The organism is Coleofasciculus sp. E2-BRE-01 (genome assembly GCF_040221695.1).
In the GTDB taxonomy this organism is placed as follows: Bacteria; Cyanobacteriota; Cyanobacteriia; order Cyanobacteriales; family Coleofasciculaceae; genus Coleofasciculus.
The window spans coordinates 1-16734 of the sequence record NZ_JAVKEA010000046.1 but is presented as its reverse complement, the minus strand read 5'-3'; the positions used below and the strand labels follow the sequence as shown (position 1 = coordinate 16734).

At 46.3% G+C, this 16734-nt stretch carries 17 protein-coding genes and 1 pseudogene; 12 read left to right on the top strand and 6 right to left on the bottom strand.

The features are described from left to right. Positions 1-134 precede the first annotated feature (134 nt). Positions 135-1292, top strand: a complete 1158-nt coding sequence (locus tag RIG66_RS05310) for an AAA family ATPase (RefSeq protein ID WP_446375900.1) — start codon at positions 135-137, stop codon at positions 1290-1292. 628 nt (positions 1293-1920) lie between these two features. Here RIG66_RS05310 and RIG66_RS05305 read toward each other — a convergent pair. Further along, positions 1921-2271, bottom strand: coding sequence for a hypothetical protein (locus RIG66_RS05305; RefSeq protein WP_446375898.1), 351 nt, complete (start codon positions 2269-2271; stop codon positions 1921-1923). Between the two features lie 65 nt (positions 2272-2336). Here RIG66_RS05305 and RIG66_RS05300 point away from each other — a divergent pair, with 65 nt between their 5' ends. The 5 genes from RIG66_RS05300 (at position 2337) to RIG66_RS05280 (ending at position 7536) form a co-directional block, all read left to right on the top strand. Then, positions 2337-2576 (top strand): hypothetical protein, encoded by a 240-nt coding sequence (locus RIG66_RS05300; protein ID WP_446375896.1) that lies wholly within the window; start codon positions 2337-2339, stop codon positions 2574-2576. Between the two features lie 130 nt (positions 2577-2706). Then, positions 2707-5238 carry a CHAT domain-containing protein gene (locus RIG66_RS05295; protein WP_446375894.1) on the top strand — a complete coding sequence of 844 codons (2532 nt, stop codon included), beginning with the start codon at positions 2707-2709 and terminating at the stop codon, positions 5236-5238. A gap of 55 nt (positions 5239-5293) precedes the next feature. Further along, complete coding sequence (locus RIG66_RS05290) at positions 5294-5881, top strand: Uma2 family endonuclease (protein WP_446375892.1); 588 nt, start codon at positions 5294-5296, stop codon at positions 5879-5881. Positions 5882-6244: 363 nt separating this feature from the next. Further along, positions 6245-6928 carry an SDR family oxidoreductase gene (locus tag RIG66_RS05285; RefSeq protein ID WP_446375890.1) on the top strand — a complete coding sequence of 228 codons (684 nt, stop codon included), beginning with the start codon at positions 6245-6247 and terminating at the stop codon, positions 6926-6928. A gap of 299 nt (positions 6929-7227) precedes the next feature. Continuing rightward, positions 7228-7536: a hypothetical protein gene (locus tag RIG66_RS05280; RefSeq protein WP_006099384.1), complete on the top strand. Its 309-nt coding sequence runs from the start codon at positions 7228-7230 to the stop codon at positions 7534-7536. 92 nt (positions 7537-7628) lie between these two features. Here RIG66_RS05280 and RIG66_RS05275 read toward each other — a convergent pair whose 3' ends face one another. Continuing rightward, a complete protein-coding gene (locus RIG66_RS05275) occupies positions 7629-8363 on the bottom strand; it encodes an SDR family oxidoreductase (RefSeq protein ID WP_446375888.1) in 735 nt (244 codons plus the stop codon). Between the two features lie 171 nt (positions 8364-8534). Here RIG66_RS05275 and RIG66_RS05270 point away from each other — a divergent pair, with 171 nt between their 5' ends. Further along, positions 8535-9500: an aldo/keto reductase gene (locus tag RIG66_RS05270; RefSeq protein ID WP_446375886.1), complete on the top strand. Its 966-nt coding sequence runs from the start codon at positions 8535-8537 to the stop codon at positions 9498-9500. Positions 9501-9753: 253 nt separating this feature from the next. Here RIG66_RS05270 and RIG66_RS05265 read toward each other — a convergent pair whose 3' ends face one another. Together RIG66_RS05265 and RIG66_RS05260 are read right to left on the bottom strand one after the other, a co-directional pair. Next, positions 9754-10173, bottom strand: coding sequence for a hypothetical protein (locus tag RIG66_RS05265; RefSeq protein ID WP_006099378.1), 420 nt, complete (start codon positions 10171-10173; stop codon positions 9754-9756). Positions 10174-10259: 86 nt separating this feature from the next. Continuing rightward, the gene (locus tag RIG66_RS05260) at positions 10260-11924 is read right to left on the bottom strand and encodes a CTP synthase (RefSeq protein WP_446375883.1); all 1665 of its coding nucleotides are present in this window, start codon (positions 11922-11924) and stop codon (positions 10260-10262) included. Between the two features lie 167 nt (positions 11925-12091). Between RIG66_RS05260 and RIG66_RS05255 the strand changes: the two genes are divergently transcribed. The 4 genes from RIG66_RS05255 to RIG66_RS05240 all read left to right on the top strand — a co-directional run bounded on the left by RIG66_RS05255 (position 12092) and on the right by RIG66_RS05240 (position 15128). Further along, positions 12092-12307 (top strand): hypothetical protein, encoded by a 216-nt coding sequence (locus RIG66_RS05255; protein ID WP_446375881.1) that lies wholly within the window; start codon positions 12092-12094, stop codon positions 12305-12307. Positions 12308-12450: 143 nt separating this feature from the next. Further along, a complete protein-coding gene (locus RIG66_RS05250) occupies positions 12451-12996 on the top strand; it encodes a pyridoxamine 5'-phosphate oxidase family protein (RefSeq protein ID WP_446375879.1) in 546 nt (181 codons plus the stop codon). Beyond that, positions 12965-13108 (top strand): hypothetical protein, encoded by a 144-nt coding sequence (locus RIG66_RS05245; protein ID WP_446375877.1) that lies wholly within the window; start codon positions 12965-12967, stop codon positions 13106-13108. Before RIG66_RS05250 ends, RIG66_RS05245 begins: the two co-directional genes overlap by 32 nt. Positions 13109-13352: 244 nt before the next feature. Beyond that, complete coding sequence (locus RIG66_RS05240; protein WP_446375875.1) at positions 13353-15128, top strand: N-acetylmuramoyl-L-alanine amidase; 1776 nt, start codon at positions 13353-13355, stop codon at positions 15126-15128. A 29-nt stretch (positions 15129-15157) separates the two neighbouring features. Here the strand turns inward: RIG66_RS05240 and RIG66_RS05235 are convergent, their stop codons facing one another. Further along, on the bottom strand, positions 15158-15526 hold the full coding sequence (locus RIG66_RS05235; RefSeq protein WP_446375873.1) for a hypothetical protein: 369 nt from the start codon (positions 15524-15526) through the stop codon (positions 15158-15160). Positions 15527-15621: 95 nt separating this feature from the next. On the opposite strand from RIG66_RS05235, the pseudogene RIG66_RS05230 reads away from it, so the two are divergent. Further along, positions 15622-15792: pseudogene (locus tag RIG66_RS05230) on the top strand (hemerythrin domain-containing protein); the annotation flags it as partial. A gap of 14 nt (positions 15793-15806) precedes the next feature. Here the strand turns inward: RIG66_RS05230 and RIG66_RS05225 are convergent. Further along, positions 15807-16658 (bottom strand): Uma2 family endonuclease, encoded by an 852-nt coding sequence (locus RIG66_RS05225; protein WP_446375871.1) that lies wholly within the window; start codon positions 16656-16658, stop codon positions 15807-15809. Between the last annotated feature and the right edge of the window lie 76 nt (positions 16659-16734).

Below are 16734 nucleotides of genomic sequence, written 5' to 3'. Positions count from 1 at the left end.
AGGAGTTCTTTAATCAATTGTATGAGGCTTTTGCCGGACAAGCTCAACTGATCAGAGTATCATCAGCAGTATCAACAACAATTGCTGCTTTTTCATCCCGGTGTCATTTTATTGCCATCAGCCTACTATAAGCCATGAAAGTCAAGCGCCTGAAAATAAACTCGTTCCGTGGCATCGGCGATCTGACGCTGGAGTTCCATGAGACTGAACCGACAGTCTTGGTGGGGATCAACGGAACGGGAAAATCCAGTATTCTCGACTGTATCGCACTCCTACTTTCCCATTTTGTGGCGGAACTTCAAGATCCGATTGGAACGGGACATTTTATTAACGAACAGGACATTACGGAAGAACGGAAAATTCCGCGACATTTTTTTAGTCAGGAAGATATCGCCAATGGCGCCCATCAAACCAAAAATGAGATCACGATTTCCCTGAGGGAACGGCAGATCAGTTGGTTTCTCTCATTATCCAATACCAAGGGACGACCCAGAGGCGGGAACATTCGAGAATTAGAAGGAATTTGTTTGCGAATTAAGAATCAGTTGCAAAACAATCTGAATGTGAATTTACCCGTCGTGGTTTACTATCCCGTCAACCGCCAGTTTTGCGACAAGGTTACCCAAGAAACAACAAAATACTATTGGTCGAACCAACTGGCGATTTATGACCACGCCTTAACGGGTGTGTCGATTAACTTTAGCAGCTTCTTCGAGTGGTTTAAGGATCTTGAGGATCTAGAAAACGAATGGCGTCGAGATAATCCCGAACACCGCGATCGCCTCCTAGAAGCCATCCGACAAGCGATATCCTCTTTGTTACCCGGTTTTGCTAACTTGCGGGTGCGACGTGCCCCTTTACGGATGACAGTGACGAAACAAGGTCGAGAATTAGTCGTTAATCAACTATCAGAAGGTGAAAAAGGCTTACTCTCACTCGCTGCTGATTTAGCCAAACGATTAGCGATCGCGAATCCGGGGTTAGGGAATCCCCTAGAAGGGAATGGTGTGGTTCTGATTGATGAGATTGAACTCCACCTGCATCCAAAATGGCAACATGAGATTGTACCAGCACTGACTCGAACTTTCTCCAATTGTCAGTTTATTGTGGCGACTCATTCACCCCAGGTGATTGCCAATGTTAATCCCGAACAGGTTTATCTTCTGCAAGCTATCCCCGATAGTGAAGTAGGAGACACTCCGGTGATTATCGCCAAACATCCAGAACCGTCAATGAGTCAAGATAGCAATTCCTTGATTAAAGAACTGATGGAGGTTTCAGTGACGTTGTAGTCGAGGCAGATAGAGGGGATGGGATGGGTGCATGTCAACGCGAGTAGGTTGGACTCTGGGAACGTAGACGAAGCCTTAATGCCAAGCCAAATCAGATCGCACAACCTGTTCCCTCAAAGTTAATATCTTCAATCCTATCGTTTGTCGGATTCAGTTGTATCGTCAGTGAGATGCAAAGGATTAAGGGCGGGTTTTGTAGAAAAGTTATCGGCGTCGATTCAAACTAAATTCCTAAACCCGCCCCTACATAAAGGTTAATGCTGAGGATTCAAACGCTGCACAAACGCCTGATATGCTGCTACAGCTTCCACTAATTTTATTGCGGTTGTTAATCGTTTTGATTTCATCTGACGTTCCCCCAGTTCAGATGCACTACACCCAGCGTCAAGCCTTATCCCCTAGTAGTTTTAGCGATCACTATCTCCAAAGTTGTACATAAGTAGCCCACGGCTTTGTCTTCGCGATCGCACAACGTTTCGGTCTACTGAAATTCGTTTTGTTGGATTTTGTTTGATAATTCCCTATTCCGTCATTTTAGCTGTGTCAGTCCACTCCGGAGACTAATGGGATTGATTGGCATTGTAGGGGCGCACCGACGTGCGCCCAGCACCGTTGGTATATGGAAACCTCACCGTTGACCCGCTTCGAGACGGTAGAGCAATGTTCCAGAAATCCTTGTAGTGCGAGCCAGAAAGCTCGCTACTAATACCCAATTTAAATGCATAACAGCTTGCAGCAATGCCGTTTCCCTACAGGTACTGACTGGTATGCTGGTGGACAATGCCCACCCTACTTCTACTTCCTTTCCCAGAGGAATTTTCGGATGTATCCCTCTCGTGCAACCGTTGCTAAGATAAGAGAGATTAAACTGAACCCAAACAGAACCAGTCTGTACAATCACAACTGAAACCTTCTCTAGGGGCAGGTTTAGTAAAATCGGGGCGAAAAAAAACGATAATCGTGAAACCCACCCCGACATTTGGAAAAACTCCTTCATCCCGATGTACATAGCAACGGAAAAATGCTGGATGTGGCTTACCCACTATGGCTAAAAAAAAATCCCTAGCCCAAATCAGTGAGCCAGGGAACGTCAATCAGGGTGCATCTACCATTTCACTCTTCTGGAATAGGCGGGGTTTATCCGGAACAATCCTGGCTCAGTTCCTCAATTTGAATTCAGTAGCATCCGCCGCCGAAAAATTCCAGCGTTCTCAACAAGGGTTAATGTCTCGTCCCTCATCCATACGATCAAAAGGTCTCATTGAATACATGACTCGCGTCTGAGTCCCTAAACTCTATAAGGAAACTTTCATAGAATTAAATCAATCTATATCTAAAGACACTATGAATGCGATAAATCTTGAAAACCCAGTAAAAACCCTTGACATTCAGCAAACTTGACCAGGCAATAGCAGTGGCACAGGAATTCCATATCTCTGTGACCCCTTTGGGGGATGACCAGCATCTAGTGCGGATTGAACGAGTCGCACCCGGGGTGCCTTTGGCAGAAGAACAAGTACGTTGGCCCATGGATGAGTGGTTAACGCAAGCGAGACAATTGATGAATGATCCCCTTCTGGGCTTGTTACAAGGGGGGGCTGGCGGTATGGATGAGCTGTTTTTCTTGCCTAATTCAGATCAGCAAGTGCGTCAATCCTGCCAAAACTTAGTGGCGCTGGGTCAGGAACTCTATAATGCCTTATTCCAAGGGAGCTTGCGGGATAGCTGGATGATGGCACAAGCGATCGCGCAAAATCAACGCACTGTATTACGACTGCGCCTGGGACTCAAAGGGAATCGCTTACCTCGCTTACCCTGGGAAGTTCTCCATGCAGGCGATCGCCCTTTGGCAACCGGGACGGATGTTGCCTTCTCCCGGTATCAACTCAGCACCGGGTTGATGCGACCGATTCATTCTCTCCCCCCTCAACCCAATCCTGTCCTGAAAATTCTGATGGTCATTGCTGGACCGAGTGACCAAGAGAGTTTAGAACTGGCACAGGAAGCAGCACATCTACAAGAAGAACTCAAAAACCGTTCTCGCCAAGAACCCCCAGCGATTCAACTCACCATTCTCGAACAACCGGGACGAGAACAACTTACCCAAGCCTTAGAACAAGGTCAATATCAAGTCTTCCATTATGCAGGTCATAGTAGTCTGGGAGATTCTGGCGGTGATGTTTATTTAGTCAGTAATAAAACCGGATTAACGGAAACCTTAAACGGCAACGATTTAGCCGGATTGCTAGCAAATAACGGCGTGCAATTAGCCGTATTTAACTCCTGTCGTGGTGCCTATACAGCCACCTCAGACCCCTTAGATAATGGCAAAGAGCGCAATTTAGCCGAAGCCTTGGTCAAACGAGGAATTCCTGGGGTTTTGGCAATGGCAGAGCGAATTCCCGATGAAGTGGCACTCACCCTCACTCGCCTCCTTTATCGGAATCTCAATCAAGGCTATCCCATTGATCTGAGTCTGAGTCGAGCGCGACAGGGGCTAATTTCTGCCTATGGCTCTAACCAATTATATTGGGCGCTGCCTGTACTTTACCTGCATCCCGAATTTGATGGATTCCTCACCAACGTGGAAGATGACTATCACCATCGGGAAGAACGATTACAGTTACCGGAACCACCAGATATGCCATTAGTCTCTGATGAAAGTGACGCTGAGCTATTCACACAACAGATGTTAAACAGAACGAGGTTAGAGGATGAGGATGAATTCCTGGAGGAGAAACCTCCCCTAGCTAAGTATGAGTATCAACCGAGGCAAAATTGGCTCGATGAGACGCCCTCAGAGGAGACGCCCTCAGAGGAGACTCCCTCAGAAGATGAGGGGGATGATCCGTCTAGCTTTATTAAGAATTTACTCGAACAACTGGATAGTGAGCCGGAGATCGAGGAACCTAAATTACCTCCCCTAGATCCGAACCATCCCCCACAACCAGCGCCAGAACAAGAGAATCAGGACGTACCCAACCCGCCGCCTCAGCAACCCACAGTTTCCTCAGCAGCGCCAGCACCAACGTCTGTACCAAAAACAGCAACGCCGTCATCTGAAGAGACAGTGACGCCGAAACCCGCTCCAGTGGAATCGATTGAAAAGGGATGGCGTTCTTGGCTGGTTGCGCCTAAACTGTGGATTGGATTGGGGGTTGGTGCAGTTGCGATCGCACTGTTGAGTTTTGCCCTAGTTTGGAACCGTCAGCCGTCACCAGATAGGCTCCGATCACAGTCTGAGTCTCCTGTGCAGAGTCTACCCCAACCCTCAGACTTGGAAGGAATAAACTTAGACAAAGCCGAAACCAGTGACGTCACGGCTTTGGCGATCGAACAATTGGGTCAGGGGAATATCGACGCCGGAACTGAAGCTGTCGAAGCGTTGCTGAATCGAGGCGCGTTGTCTCAAGCCGATGCAGCTTTAAAAGCTGTTTCTACCTCCCAATTGGATAATCCAACCATCAGTTTCTTGAGGGGACGTCTGGCTTGGCAGTCGCTTCAAACTGGGGATACAAACTATAATATCAGCGATGTGCGACGGTATTGGGAAACGGCGGCTAAAGCCCAACCTGACTTGGCTAAATATCACAATGCCCTTGGCTTTGCTTACTACGCAGAAGGAGATTTCGAGCGAGCAAACAATGCCTGGTTAGATGCTCTAACCTTAATTGAACAAGAGCAAATCGATGCAGATGTGGCAGGAAATGGGGCGAAGAAAGAAGCGTTAACAGCGTATGCAGGATTAGCCTTAGGATTCTGGAAATCCGCTCAACCACAGCCAGCCGAAAAGCGCACCAATCTGTTAAATGAATCGTTGAAACTACGCCAAAAAGTTCTCCAAGATGACCCCGTGAATTTCCAACCTGACGCCCTGAGTCAGAATTGGCTTTGGTCTGAGCAGGCGATCCAAGATTGGCGATCGCTTTTAGGAGAAACACAATAAAATCGGCATGGGTGGGTTTAAAAAATTCGATAAAATATGCTGTGTTAATACCTGTATGAATATAGCAACTATTACTCTGCCTTCGCGGATAAAATTGAGTATCGATTTAACCGATGAGCAGTTTTTTGATCTGTGTCAAAGAAATCGAGATTACCGATTTGAGCGGACAACATCAGGGGAATTACTAATCATGTCACCAACGGGTAGTGAAACGGGAAATCGCAATATTGAACTCGCCTATCAACTCCAAGCTTGGAGCCGCCAGAATAATTTAGGGATTGCTTTTGATTCCTCGACTGGCTTCAAACTTCCCAATGGAGCCGAGCGTTCCCCCGATGTCTCTTGGATACGCCGGGAAAGATGGGAAGCGTTAACTCCGAAACAACGAAAGAAGTTTGCCCCGATTTGTCCAGATTTTGTCGTAGAATTGCGTTCGGAAACCGATTCCCTGAAAGAACTACAAGAAAAAATGAGAGAATATAGGGATAACGGGGCAAAATTGGGATGGTTAATTGACCGTAAAAATAAGCGAGTTGAGATTTATCGTTCAGGAGAGGATATAGAAATTCTCAACTCTCCGGCTACTTTGTCAGGAGAAGATGTTTTACCGGGATTTGTGTTGAATTTAAAAGGTATTCTGTAGGTGATTGTTGCCAGTGATCAATAAATTTATTCCCCTAGTGTCTAGAGTTGCCTGTTAAGAGTTCGTGAGTTCCCTAACCTAATCTCAACCGTTAACTTTAATTGTGTCCACCTACTCAGTAGGAGAAATAACGACGACTTGTCTCGACGCGGTTCTATAGCATTTCGCTCTCCTCTAGTTACAGTACAAGTGTTCTAAACGCCTCCTGATATAAGGATACATCTCGCAGGCGTGTAAATAGACCAGCGCGAAGCGCTATAGTAGTGAAACCTGCCCCAGCTTCCGGAAAAACGGGTACGCGATCGCATCTTCCCATATCGCCTTAATCTATTAGAGGAAAGGTATCAACGGAAAACGGTAACCATGACAAAAGTGATTGTGATTACAGGTGTCAGCCGGGGTTTAGGTCGAGCAATGACTGAGGGATTTATCGCTCAAGGACATACAGTTTTGGGTTGCGCTCGAAACGAGGCAGCAATCAAGGATCTCAATCAAGCCTTTGGTTCTCCCCATAATTTTACCGTGGTCGATATTGCCGATGAAGATCAGGTCACGGCTTGGGCAAAACTTCTGCTCAACGAGTACAGTCCGCCGGATCTGCTGATTAATAATGCAGCAATTATCAATAACTTAGCGCCCCTGTGGGAAATTCCCAGCCAAGATTTTTCTGATCTGATTGATGTCAATATCAAGGGAGTCGCCAATGTGATTCGCTATTTTATCCCAGCAATGATTGAGCGGGGAAGCGGTATTATTGTCAATCTAAGTTCAGGATGGGGACGCTCAACCTCGCCCCAAGTCTCCTCCTACTGTACCTCTAAATGGGCAATTGAAGGCATGACGCGATCGCTAGCTCAAGAATTACCTAAAGGAATGGCGGCGATTCCCCTAAGTCCTGGTATTATCCATACCGAGATGCTGGAAGTTTGCTATGGCAAAGAGGCGGCGTCTTATACAGCCATCCAAGATTGGAAGAAAAAAGCAGTTCCCTTTCTGTTGCAGTTGACTCCTGCCGATAATGGTCAACCCCTGACTGTCCCCGCATGATATAATCAGAAGTTCTACTCTACGTTTGAGGCGAGACGGCAATTATCTCGCTTCAGCCTAAAAACAGCAGGTAGAGGAGAAAAACGGGAGCTATACAAAGTTTCACAAATAAAGGCTTGGGAAACCTCGCCCAAATCAGCTAAAATCGACTAATCATGTCAAATATTTGATAGTACGACGAAAGCAAAAAGGCGAGATTTTCAAACTTAAGTTATGGGGAAATTACCGTTCAAGGCAAAGTCCTGGACTCTAAACCAGGGTTTAGTACAGCATCAAGAATCAGGGAGGATTAAAAAGTAGTGGATAACGTTTATAAACGCCACTCTTATAAGGCAAACTTTGATCAAGCCGAACGCTACCACACCCATTGGGATGAATATTTAATTATTCCGATTTGGGAGAGAAAAACAGGGCGTTGGACAGTAACGTGGCTAGAATCAGAACAGTTGCTCGAACCGACCATTATTGATCCCTTTGGCGGTTTTGATTTCCCCACAGCTCAAGCCGCGATATCGGCGGCAAAATCTCTCATTGATCATTGTTCAGATGTGGCGGCTCGGAATGCTTTAGAAGATAGGCTGATAGAAATTTTAGAAGGGAAAGGATGATACAATATCCGGTTAGTGGATACAAGGCTCCAAGGCAGAAGGAAAGTAGGAAGGTTGCACTGAATTCGCATTACTTTTCTACTCGACTTTATTTACCAAGCCATAGGCTGACGACGATTAAAAAAGCCACCCGTGGGTCCATCATCGGGTAAAGTTGCCAGCCATACAGGGGTATCAGCACCTTGCTCAATGTTTAGCGGTGCAGCTTCAGAACCCATATCCGTTTTCACCCAACCCGGACAAGCCGAATTGATTAAAATATTGGTTCCTCGCAACTCCTTGGCAAACAAAGCTGTAACCGCATTGAGAGCTGTTTTAGACAGTCTGTAGGTAGGAGTGAGAATATCATAATAAGGCGAGCTTGGATCACTAATTTCTGCAAAAGAACCAAGGGTACTAGACATATTGACAATGCGACCATAATTTGATGCTTTCATCAAGGGAATGCACGCTTGACACATTAGAAAAGCGCCATAAAGATTTGTTTGCAGGGTTTGCGAGAGCGTATCAAAATCTACATCCAATACAGACGTTGTTCTATCGAGTAGCACCCCGGCATTGTTCACGAGGATATGCAGTTCACCAAGTTCTTGTTTAAGCCAACTAACGGCTTTGTCAATACTCTCATGACTGTTCACATCCAAAAGACAGAAATCTACGTCTAATCCTTCTTGCTTAAGTTTTTCGCAAGCTTCCCGCCCCTTGTGGGCATCTCTCGCTCCCAGAATAACGCGGATACCTTTTTGGGCGAGTTGTTTACTAATTTCAAAACCTAAGCCTTTATTAGCACCTGTAACTAAGGCAATTTTACGGGTATGATCTTTCATATCCTTGTACTGAGAGGTTTTCAGCAACCTACTATCTGGAGGTTTCAACTAATTGTACCTGGGATAGACGCCAAGACTCTGCCAAAGCTTAGAAGATTTGATGAGATTGGCTTATCGGTTAATCCCTTGGCTAATTGGAGTTAAAATTGTCTACAATCACAGGAATTGGTTATGGAAACGCGACCTTTAGGAACTTCCGATATCAAAATCACACCGATTATCATGGGTACTTGGCAGGCGGGTAAGAGTGCCTGGGTGGGGATTGAAGACGCGGAAACGATTAAAGCCATCCGAGCCGCTTTTGAGGCGGGTATCACGACGGTGGATACCGCAGAAATCTATGGGAAGGGGCATTCTGAGCAGATTGTCGCCCAGGCATTATCCGATGTGCGCGATCAGGTGGTTTATGCGTCCAAAGTGTGGGTGGGGAATCTGAAACACGATAAAGTTATCGAAGCCTGCGATCGCTCTCTGAAAAATCTCCAGACGGACTATATCGACTTATACCAAATTCATTGGCCCCCCGGAACATTTGATACTGAGGTAGTGCCGCTTGAGGAGCCAATGAGCGCCTTGAATAAGCTAAAGGAACAGGGCAAAATTCGGGCAATTGGTGTATCGAATTTCTCCCGCGCTCAGTTAGAAGAAGCGGCGCAGTATGGGAAGATTGACAGCTTACAGCCCCCTTACTCCTTGTTTTGGCGTAAAGTCGAGCAGGATGCCCAACCCTACTGCATTGAGAATAATATATCAATCTTGGCATATTCATCCCTCGCCCAAGGATTGCTCACGGGTAAATTTGGACCCGATCATCAATTCCCAGAAGGCGATCATCGTGCCAAAAATCGTCTGTTTCAAGGAGACAACTATAAACGAGCGCAGCAAGCTTTAGATAAACTGCGCCCAATTGCCGAACGCCATAATTGCAGTCTGGCTCAATTATCCTTGGCTTGGTTGATTGCCCAACCGCAAACCCATGCGATCGCAGGTGCGCGTCATGAGGGACAATCCTCTAGTAATGCTAAGGCTGCTGAGGTCAACTTATCTCAAGAAGAACTGCAAGAAATTGACGCGATCGGACGTATTGTTACTGATCCCCTGGACGATAATCCCGTGATGTGGGATTGGAATTCATAACAGACCAATAATTAGGGCTTGCTGCACAAACTGAAAACCCTTATCAATCAAGGCTCAGCAAGCCCTACTTAGTGCAAGTCTCTTGTCCGCCATCTGTGTCAACTTAAGCACAGCTCCCGGAGCCATGTAGAGCCGTTCCATGGCGCGTCTTAACCCTTCTTCGTTCACGGAATGCGGATCTGTAGGGGCGGGTTTTACCACTATCGTTGCTGAGCCAGCCCCGATTTAACTAAACCCGCTCCGATTTAACTTTCTAAGAAATAACATAACCTGTTTTACGTTTAATATAATCTAGAATCTTCTGATAACTCTCTGGATCAGTTTGCTCATTAATAATAATCGGAATTGAACTATCGGGTAACCAAAAGGTTAACTTGCCACTCGCCGCGTGAGAAAAGCTACTGATGCGGTTTAGATCAATTACATAATCACTGCGCTCATATCTAACTTGAATCCAAGATCCAGCTAGGGAATGAGCACAGACTTGTTTAATATACTCCAAAACTTGATGATACCCCTCTGGATCACCTTGCTGATTAATGATAATCTGGTGGGCACTATTCGGCAACCAGAAGATAATTTTGCCGTTGGGAGCGCAGGCAAACGCACTGATGCGATCTAAGTCAATCACATAATCACTGCGTTCATAATCAATTTGTATCCAGTACGCCACAAAACCTCCTCAAGCCATTGCGAGCTTTGAGTTATGAGTTGTGGATAATTTAGGTAAACTCATAACTCAAAATTCAAATCTCTAGGTCACGATACCTGCACTGGGGATTGCTGGATAATGGGAGCATTGGTTGGAGAAATTGCATCTTCACTCTGGCATTGCTCTATCGCAGCTTGCACAAATCCTTTAAACAAGGGGTGGGGCGTACTCGGTCGAGAGCTAAACTCTGGGTGAAACTGAGTCGCCAGGAAGAAGGGATGATCGGGGTATTCAATAATTTCCACTAAACGACCATCGGGGGATGTGCCACTAATCATATAACCTGTGTCTAAAAGCAGGTTACGATAGGCATTATTAAATTCATAGCGATGTCGGTGACGTTCATAAATTACCTCCTCCCCATAGACTGATGCGGCTAAGGTATTGGGCAGAATCCGACAAGGACACATCCCTAAGCGCATCGTACCACCTAAGTCCACAACATCCTGCTGTTCGGGCAACAAGTTAATCACGGGATTCCGAGCATTGGGTACAAACTCAGCACTATGAGCATCCTCAAGCCGCGCAATATTTTGCGCCCACTCAATCACAGAACACTGCATTCCCAAGCATAAACCGAGGAAAGGAATTTTTTGGGTACGGGCATATTCAATCGCCGCAATTTTGCCATCTACGCCTCGGATACCAAAGCCTCCCGGAACAATGATAGCGTTGACTCCAGCTAAAAAGTGTTCCGCCCCCTCGGTTTCAATATCTTCTGAACTTACCCAACGGATGTTGAATTCGCTCCCCAATGCGATCGCGGCGTGGCGCAATCCTTCGACAACCGACAGATAAGCGTCACTTAAGCGGATATACTTACCGACAATGGCAATTTCCACCTGATGGATTGGGCGATGCATTCGTTCTACCAAGGTTTGCCACTGGCTTAAATCCGGTTCCCGTTGGGAGAGTTGTAATAGATCTAAGGTTTGGTTTGCCAGTCCTTCTTGTTCTAGAATCAGGGGGACTTCATAGATGCTATTGGCATCAGGAGAAGTAATCACCGATTCTACAGGCACATCGCAGAACTCCGAGAGTTTCTCTTTAATCCCTGGTTGCAGGGGGCGATCGCACCGACAGACTAAAATATCCGGTTGAATGCCAATCGAACGCAGTTCTTTCACCGAATGCTGAGTCGGCTTGGTTTTCATTTCACCCGCTGACGGAATCCACGGTAGCAGGGTGACGTGCATATACAGCACATTATTGCGCCCCACATCCTTACGGAATTGACGAATCGCTTCCAAAAATGGTAAGGATTCAATATCCCCGACGGTTCCCCCAATTTCGGTAATTACCACATCCGGATTGGTATTTTTTGCCACCCGATGAATCCGTTCTTTAATCTCATTGGTAATATGGGGAATCACCTGAACCGTTCCCCCCATGTAGTCGCCGCGACGTTCTTTATTCAGAACCGCCTGATAGATTGATCCGGTGGTGACACTATTGAGGCGGGACATCAGCGTATCCGTAAACCGCTCATAATGCCCCAAGTCTAAATCCGTCTCCGCCCCATCTGCTGTGACAAAGACTTCCCCATGTTGAAAGGGACTCATAGTTCCTGGATCAACGTTAATATAGGGGTCTAGCTTAAGAATCGACACCGAATAATCCCGCGATTTGAGTAATCGTCCTAAGCTAGCAGCAACGATACCCTTACCGATGCTAGATACAACCCCACCTGTTACAAAGACAAATTTAGCCATAGAATTTTTAAGTACGCCAGACTTTTCAAGATGCACCCCGTTAATTGTGCCACAGTCTTTTAAGATTGTTGGGAGTCGGGCTGGAGTGTGACGCCCTCAATCACTCATAAGAGTAATCTTCCCCTGATCGGTTATTGAAATTGCTATCACCCTGTACACCCAAACCAATGAAACTCGCTTCTCCTAATCTCAGACGCCACAAGTCACGCTTAGAACATCCTTTCTCCATTTTCCATGCACAACTCGTCACTATGCCGGATTCGTTTTTGGGGATTCTTTTATCCTTTACGTTGAAAATCCGCTCTCGTCTGGAATGTCCACCCCGAAAGCCTGACGCTTTTTTCGTCCTGATTTTTTCCCCAAGCCCGATGAACTATACCTGACAATGCCCCCAGCCCCTCTCCCACTCAATGCTCATCCCTATTCCCAAGCTAGACGACTTGCGATCACTTCCGACTGACCAGGTAACAAATTGTCTGCCTACATTTACAATACTTTATTTTTCTTTATCTATAGTAAGAGAACAATGGCAAAATTTTATTCAGAACTCCGCGAAGATTTACAAAACTTCATCAAAGAACAACAGATTTTTTTTACCGCGACAGCACCTCGACAGGGACGGATTAATTTATCCCCCAAAGGTATGGACACATTTCGCTGTCTTGATCCGAAAACCGTCGCGTACCTGGATTTAACAGGTAGTGGCAATGAAACGGCGGCTCATTTGCAGGACGATGGTAGACTAACGATCATGTTTTGCAGTTTTACCGATAAACCTCTAATCTTACGCCTTTACGGTCAAGGGCGAGTAATTCGCCCTGTTGCTCCGGAATGGGACACCTTTTATACCCACTTTAATTCGCTGCCAGGACAACGACAAATTATTGTTCTAGATATTGAATCAGTGCAAACCTCTTGTGGCTATGGTGTTCCCCTATATGAATTTCAAGGTGAACGAGAAACTCTGGTTAAATGGTCAGAGAAAAAGGGAGAACAGGGCATTTATGAATATTGGCAGGCGAAAAATATTCAAAGCATTGATGGATTACCCACTCATCTTTTATCCGATTGACAAAGCAGGTAAGGTGTGGGGAGATGGGGAAGCTGCGGGAGCTGGGGAAGTAGGGAGAGTAGGGGGAGTAGGGGGAGTAGGGGGAGCAGAGGGAGCTGGGGGAGGTAAATAGATCAATGACGAGAAAAGAGTTTTATGTGTAGGGGCGGGTTTCACTACTATCGTTTGAAATGGTGCGTTACGCTACCCTTCGGGAACGCTGCGCGAACGCTAACGCACCCTACACCCGCCCTGTCTAAATGATGAATTCCTGAATAAATGACGAATGACGAATGACGAATGACAAATGACAAATGACAAATGACGAATGACAAATGACAAATGACAAATGACAAATGACAAATGACAAATAACCAATGAAAACTATCCTAGGATTAGCTGTATTAGCATCAGTTATGGCATCTCCAGCTTGGGCGGATCAACCTCTTTTCCTGACGTATCCGTCTGACAATCATCAAACCACGGCGGAACAAATTTTTTTAATTGGAACAGCACCATCCGCAGGAGACGTGCGCGTCAATGGTCAAGTTATCCCCCGCAGTCCGGCTGGACATTTTGCGCCGAGTTTTCCCTTGGAATTGGGTAAAAATCGCTTTACCCTGCGCTATCAAAATCAGACCATTCAGATTAATGTAACTCGCGTTGATCCGACTCCAAACGTGCCAACTGGGTTAAGCTTTGCCAAGGATTCCCTAACCCCAAACGTGGATATTGCCCGATTACCTGGAGAACTAATTTGTTTTCGTGCGATCGCGCCGCCAAATGCAACCGTTACCGTGAACCTGGCAAATCAAGCAATTCCCTTGATGGCTCAATCCCAGGATGTCCCGTTACCGCCCAATTCCGCCGTATTAATTGCCCAAAATCAAGTTGGTGTTCAATCAACGAGGGGTGACTATCAAGGCTGTGCAACCGCAGAAAACGCGGCAAATTTAGGACAACCAAACTATCAACTAACCGTGAATGGGAAAACCATCAGTCAAGCTGCACCTGGACAGATTTCAATTCTCAACCCCGTTGAATTAGAGGTGGCTGAGGTAATCGTGGATGCAGGTGTAGCCCGAACCGGACCCAGTACCACCTATTCTCGCCTCACCCCCTTACCCAAAGGTGTCAGGGCGACGGTTACGGGGCGGGAAGGGGGATGGGTCCGTTTAGATTATGGCGCGTGGATTAACGCTGAAGAGGTGCGTATTGTTCCGAATAGGGTTCCGCCGACAGCCTTGATTCGTAGTATCCGCGCCCGTCAGATTCCAGGGGCGACAGAGGTGGTGTTTCCCTTAAATACACCTGTACCTGTGAGTGTTCAGCAAGGCGATCGCACGTTTACGTTAAGCCTTTATAACACAACCGCCCAAACGGATGTGATCCGCTTGGATGATGACCCCCTGATTCAACGCTTAGATTGGCAACAAGTTACACCAACTCAGGTGAACTATACGTTTAACTTGAAATCGGATCAACAATGGGGGTATGACCTGAGATATGACCAAACCAATCTGATTCTCACCTTACGCCATCCGCCAACTGTTCGCACTCAAAACGTAGCACCCAATTCTGAGAATGCTTTACAACCGCTAAAAGGAATTAAAATCCTCCTTGATCCTGGACATGGGGGTGCAGAATTAGGGGCGAGGGGACCCACTGGTTATCCGGAAAAAGATGTGAATTTAATTGTGTCGAAGTTACTGCGCGATCAACTTCAGGAAAAGGGTGCAACGGTATATATGACAAGGGAAGCGGATCAGGCGGTGTCATTGGGCGATCGCGTGACTATGATTAACCAAATTCAACCCGCGATCGCGCTTTCGATTCATTACAACGCCCTCCCTGATGCTGGTGACGCGATAAATACCAAAGGGGTTGGTATGTTTTGGTATCATCCCCAGGCGCATAATTTGGCGATATTTTTGCAGGATTATCTGGTGAACCAGTTAGATCGTCCAGCTTATGGGGTGTTTTGGAATAATTTAGCACTTACTCGCCCTCATACCGCACCATCGGTGTTATTAGAACTGGGATTTATGATTAATCCGGAGGAATTTGAGTGGATTACGAATCCCCAACAACAACAGAGATTAGCCCGTGCGATCGCGGATGGAGTGACGCAGTGGTTCCAGAATGTTCAATAAAAGTTTTTGCTTTGTTCAGCAAACCTTACTTACTGATCAGAGTCCTGGGATTTTTTAGCCATCTTTTGAGATTCCTTCAGATAATCCTGGTTAAATTTTAATTGCTCATTGAGCGCTTCTGTGTGTGCATTAGTTGCTTTTACATGATGTTCCACAGCAGCTTCATAAGCTGTATTAGAGGGTTCACCGTGCTTTTGATCAGACTTTTCAGCTTCTTCGATGATAGCCTTCGCTTCCTGCTGTATGGTTTGGCTGTACTCTTCTAAGGATTGTCCATGTTCTGAGTTCCCTTTTTCTTTGAAAGATTTCCCCAGCTTCTCTAGACGTTTACCCTGCTCCTCAATCTGCTTACCATGTTTCTGTGCCAGGTTAGTCGTTTTGTCAGAAATATCTTCCATATCAAGTTCCAATATTCACAACTACTATTAGGTTAAGACTGAGACATAGTGTCTATCACCTGTCTAAAGGTAAACATTGAGGGATTTCCCAGTGAATTGAACAAGCTGAGCAGATGATGAAAAGCTCTGAACTCAGTCTTTATGAAAACATGGCTCAGCATGAACTGCTAAAACATGGTCAAGTCATGTCAGGACTTGTGGTTCATAAGGCAGCTCAAATCGCTGGTGCGGATGTCGAGGAAGCACTTTCTCCCCTAAATTCGGTCACCTTGATCCTAACTTACGCCTCTGGCTCAATTCCAGCCGCTCGTAACTGGGCGATCAAAGCTTGAACTCTTTGCTGTTCTTGTTCCGCCCGTTGTCGTTCCTGTTCAGCCCGTTGTCGTTCCTGTTCAGCCCGTTGCTGTTCTTGTTCAGCCCGTTGCTGTTCTTGTTCAGCCCGTTGCTGTTCTTGTTCAGCCCGTTGTCGTTCTTGTTCCGCCCGTTGTCGTTCCTGCTCAACCAATTCTACCCCCCAGGGTAAAAGTTGCCCCGATTCATCCCACCACCGCAACCAATACCCCTGACGGTTTCCCTTTCTTCCTTCCCACACACCCAAAAATAAACCCAGCGCTTCTATCCAATAGCGCCTCTCCTGCGGCGGCTGCAAGACATAATGTCCGGAATCATTGAGCTGATACATTTCCAGTACACCTTGTTCAGGTTCAAAAATTCCATACTGGGGAACTCGCAACACTTGCTCATAAAAATACCATTTCCCTGGAGGATATGTCGGCTTAATCGAATATTCATTTCCTTCTGTATCTGAGAGAAATTCAATCACAATTCCTGGAATATCCCCTTGCAGGTGTGGCGTATAACTGCGGCGGACATTCTCTTGGGATACCTCAATCCGAGGCACATACATCCAATCGGGAGCTTTAACCACAAACTTACCCTCTAACCGAGCGCAGACACCGTAATTCGTGGCGACTAATGTATTGTCTTGCAATCGCCCGGTTTGTTCTAAACTGTCGCTGAGTGCGGCGGCTAATGTCGGCTGATCAATATTATCCACAGGATCATCGGGTAAGGGAAAATCATCGGGTAGCTTCTCCCAGGTAATTTTAGGCTGGCTTGTTACCGTTGTCATCAGGTATCATCTCCCTCCATCTGTAAGCCCTATTTTAGATAAAGATAGAGTGCGATCGCAGGACTTGATCCACTCA

Coding starts and splice junctions, on each gene's coding strand:
- RIG66_RS05310 (WP_446375900.1), top strand. CDS start 135: ATGAAAGTCAAGCGCCTGAAAATAAACTCGTTCCGTGGCATCGGCGAT.
- RIG66_RS05305 (WP_446375898.1), bottom strand. CDS start 2,271: ATGTCGGGGTGGGTTTCACGATTATCGTTTTTTTTCGCCCCGATTTTA.
- RIG66_RS05300 (WP_446375896.1), top strand. CDS start 2,337: ATGGCTAAAAAAAAATCCCTAGCCCAAATCAGTGAGCCAGGGAACGTC.
- RIG66_RS05290 (WP_446375892.1), top strand. CDS start 5,294: ATGAATATAGCAACTATTACTCTGCCTTCGCGGATAAAATTGAGTATC.
- RIG66_RS05285 (WP_446375890.1), top strand. CDS start 6,245: ATGACAAAAGTGATTGTGATTACAGGTGTCAGCCGGGGTTTAGGTCGA.
- RIG66_RS05275 (WP_446375888.1), bottom strand. CDS start 8,363: ATGAAAGATCATACCCGTAAAATTGCCTTAGTTACAGGTGCTAATAAA.
- RIG66_RS05270 (WP_446375886.1), top strand. CDS start 8,535: ATGGAAACGCGACCTTTAGGAACTTCCGATATCAAAATCACACCGATT.
- RIG66_RS05260 (WP_446375883.1), bottom strand. CDS start 11,924: ATGGCTAAATTTGTCTTTGTAACAGGTGGGGTTGTATCTAGCATCGGT.
- RIG66_RS05255 (WP_446375881.1), top strand. CDS start 12,092: ATGAAACTCGCTTCTCCTAATCTCAGACGCCACAAGTCACGCTTAGAA.
- RIG66_RS05250 (WP_446375879.1), top strand. CDS start 12,451: ATGGCAAAATTTTATTCAGAACTCCGCGAAGATTTACAAAACTTCATC.
- RIG66_RS05245 (WP_446375877.1), top strand. CDS start 12,965: ATGGATTACCCACTCATCTTTTATCCGATTGACAAAGCAGGTAAGGTG.
- RIG66_RS05240 (WP_446375875.1), top strand. CDS start 13,353: ATGAAAACTATCCTAGGATTAGCTGTATTAGCATCAGTTATGGCATCT.
- RIG66_RS05235 (WP_446375873.1), bottom strand. CDS start 15,526: ATGGAAGATATTTCTGACAAAACGACTAACCTGGCACAGAAACATGGT.
- RIG66_RS05225 (WP_446375871.1), bottom strand. CDS start 16,658: ATGACAACGGTAACAAGCCAGCCTAAAATTACCTGGGAGAAGCTACCC.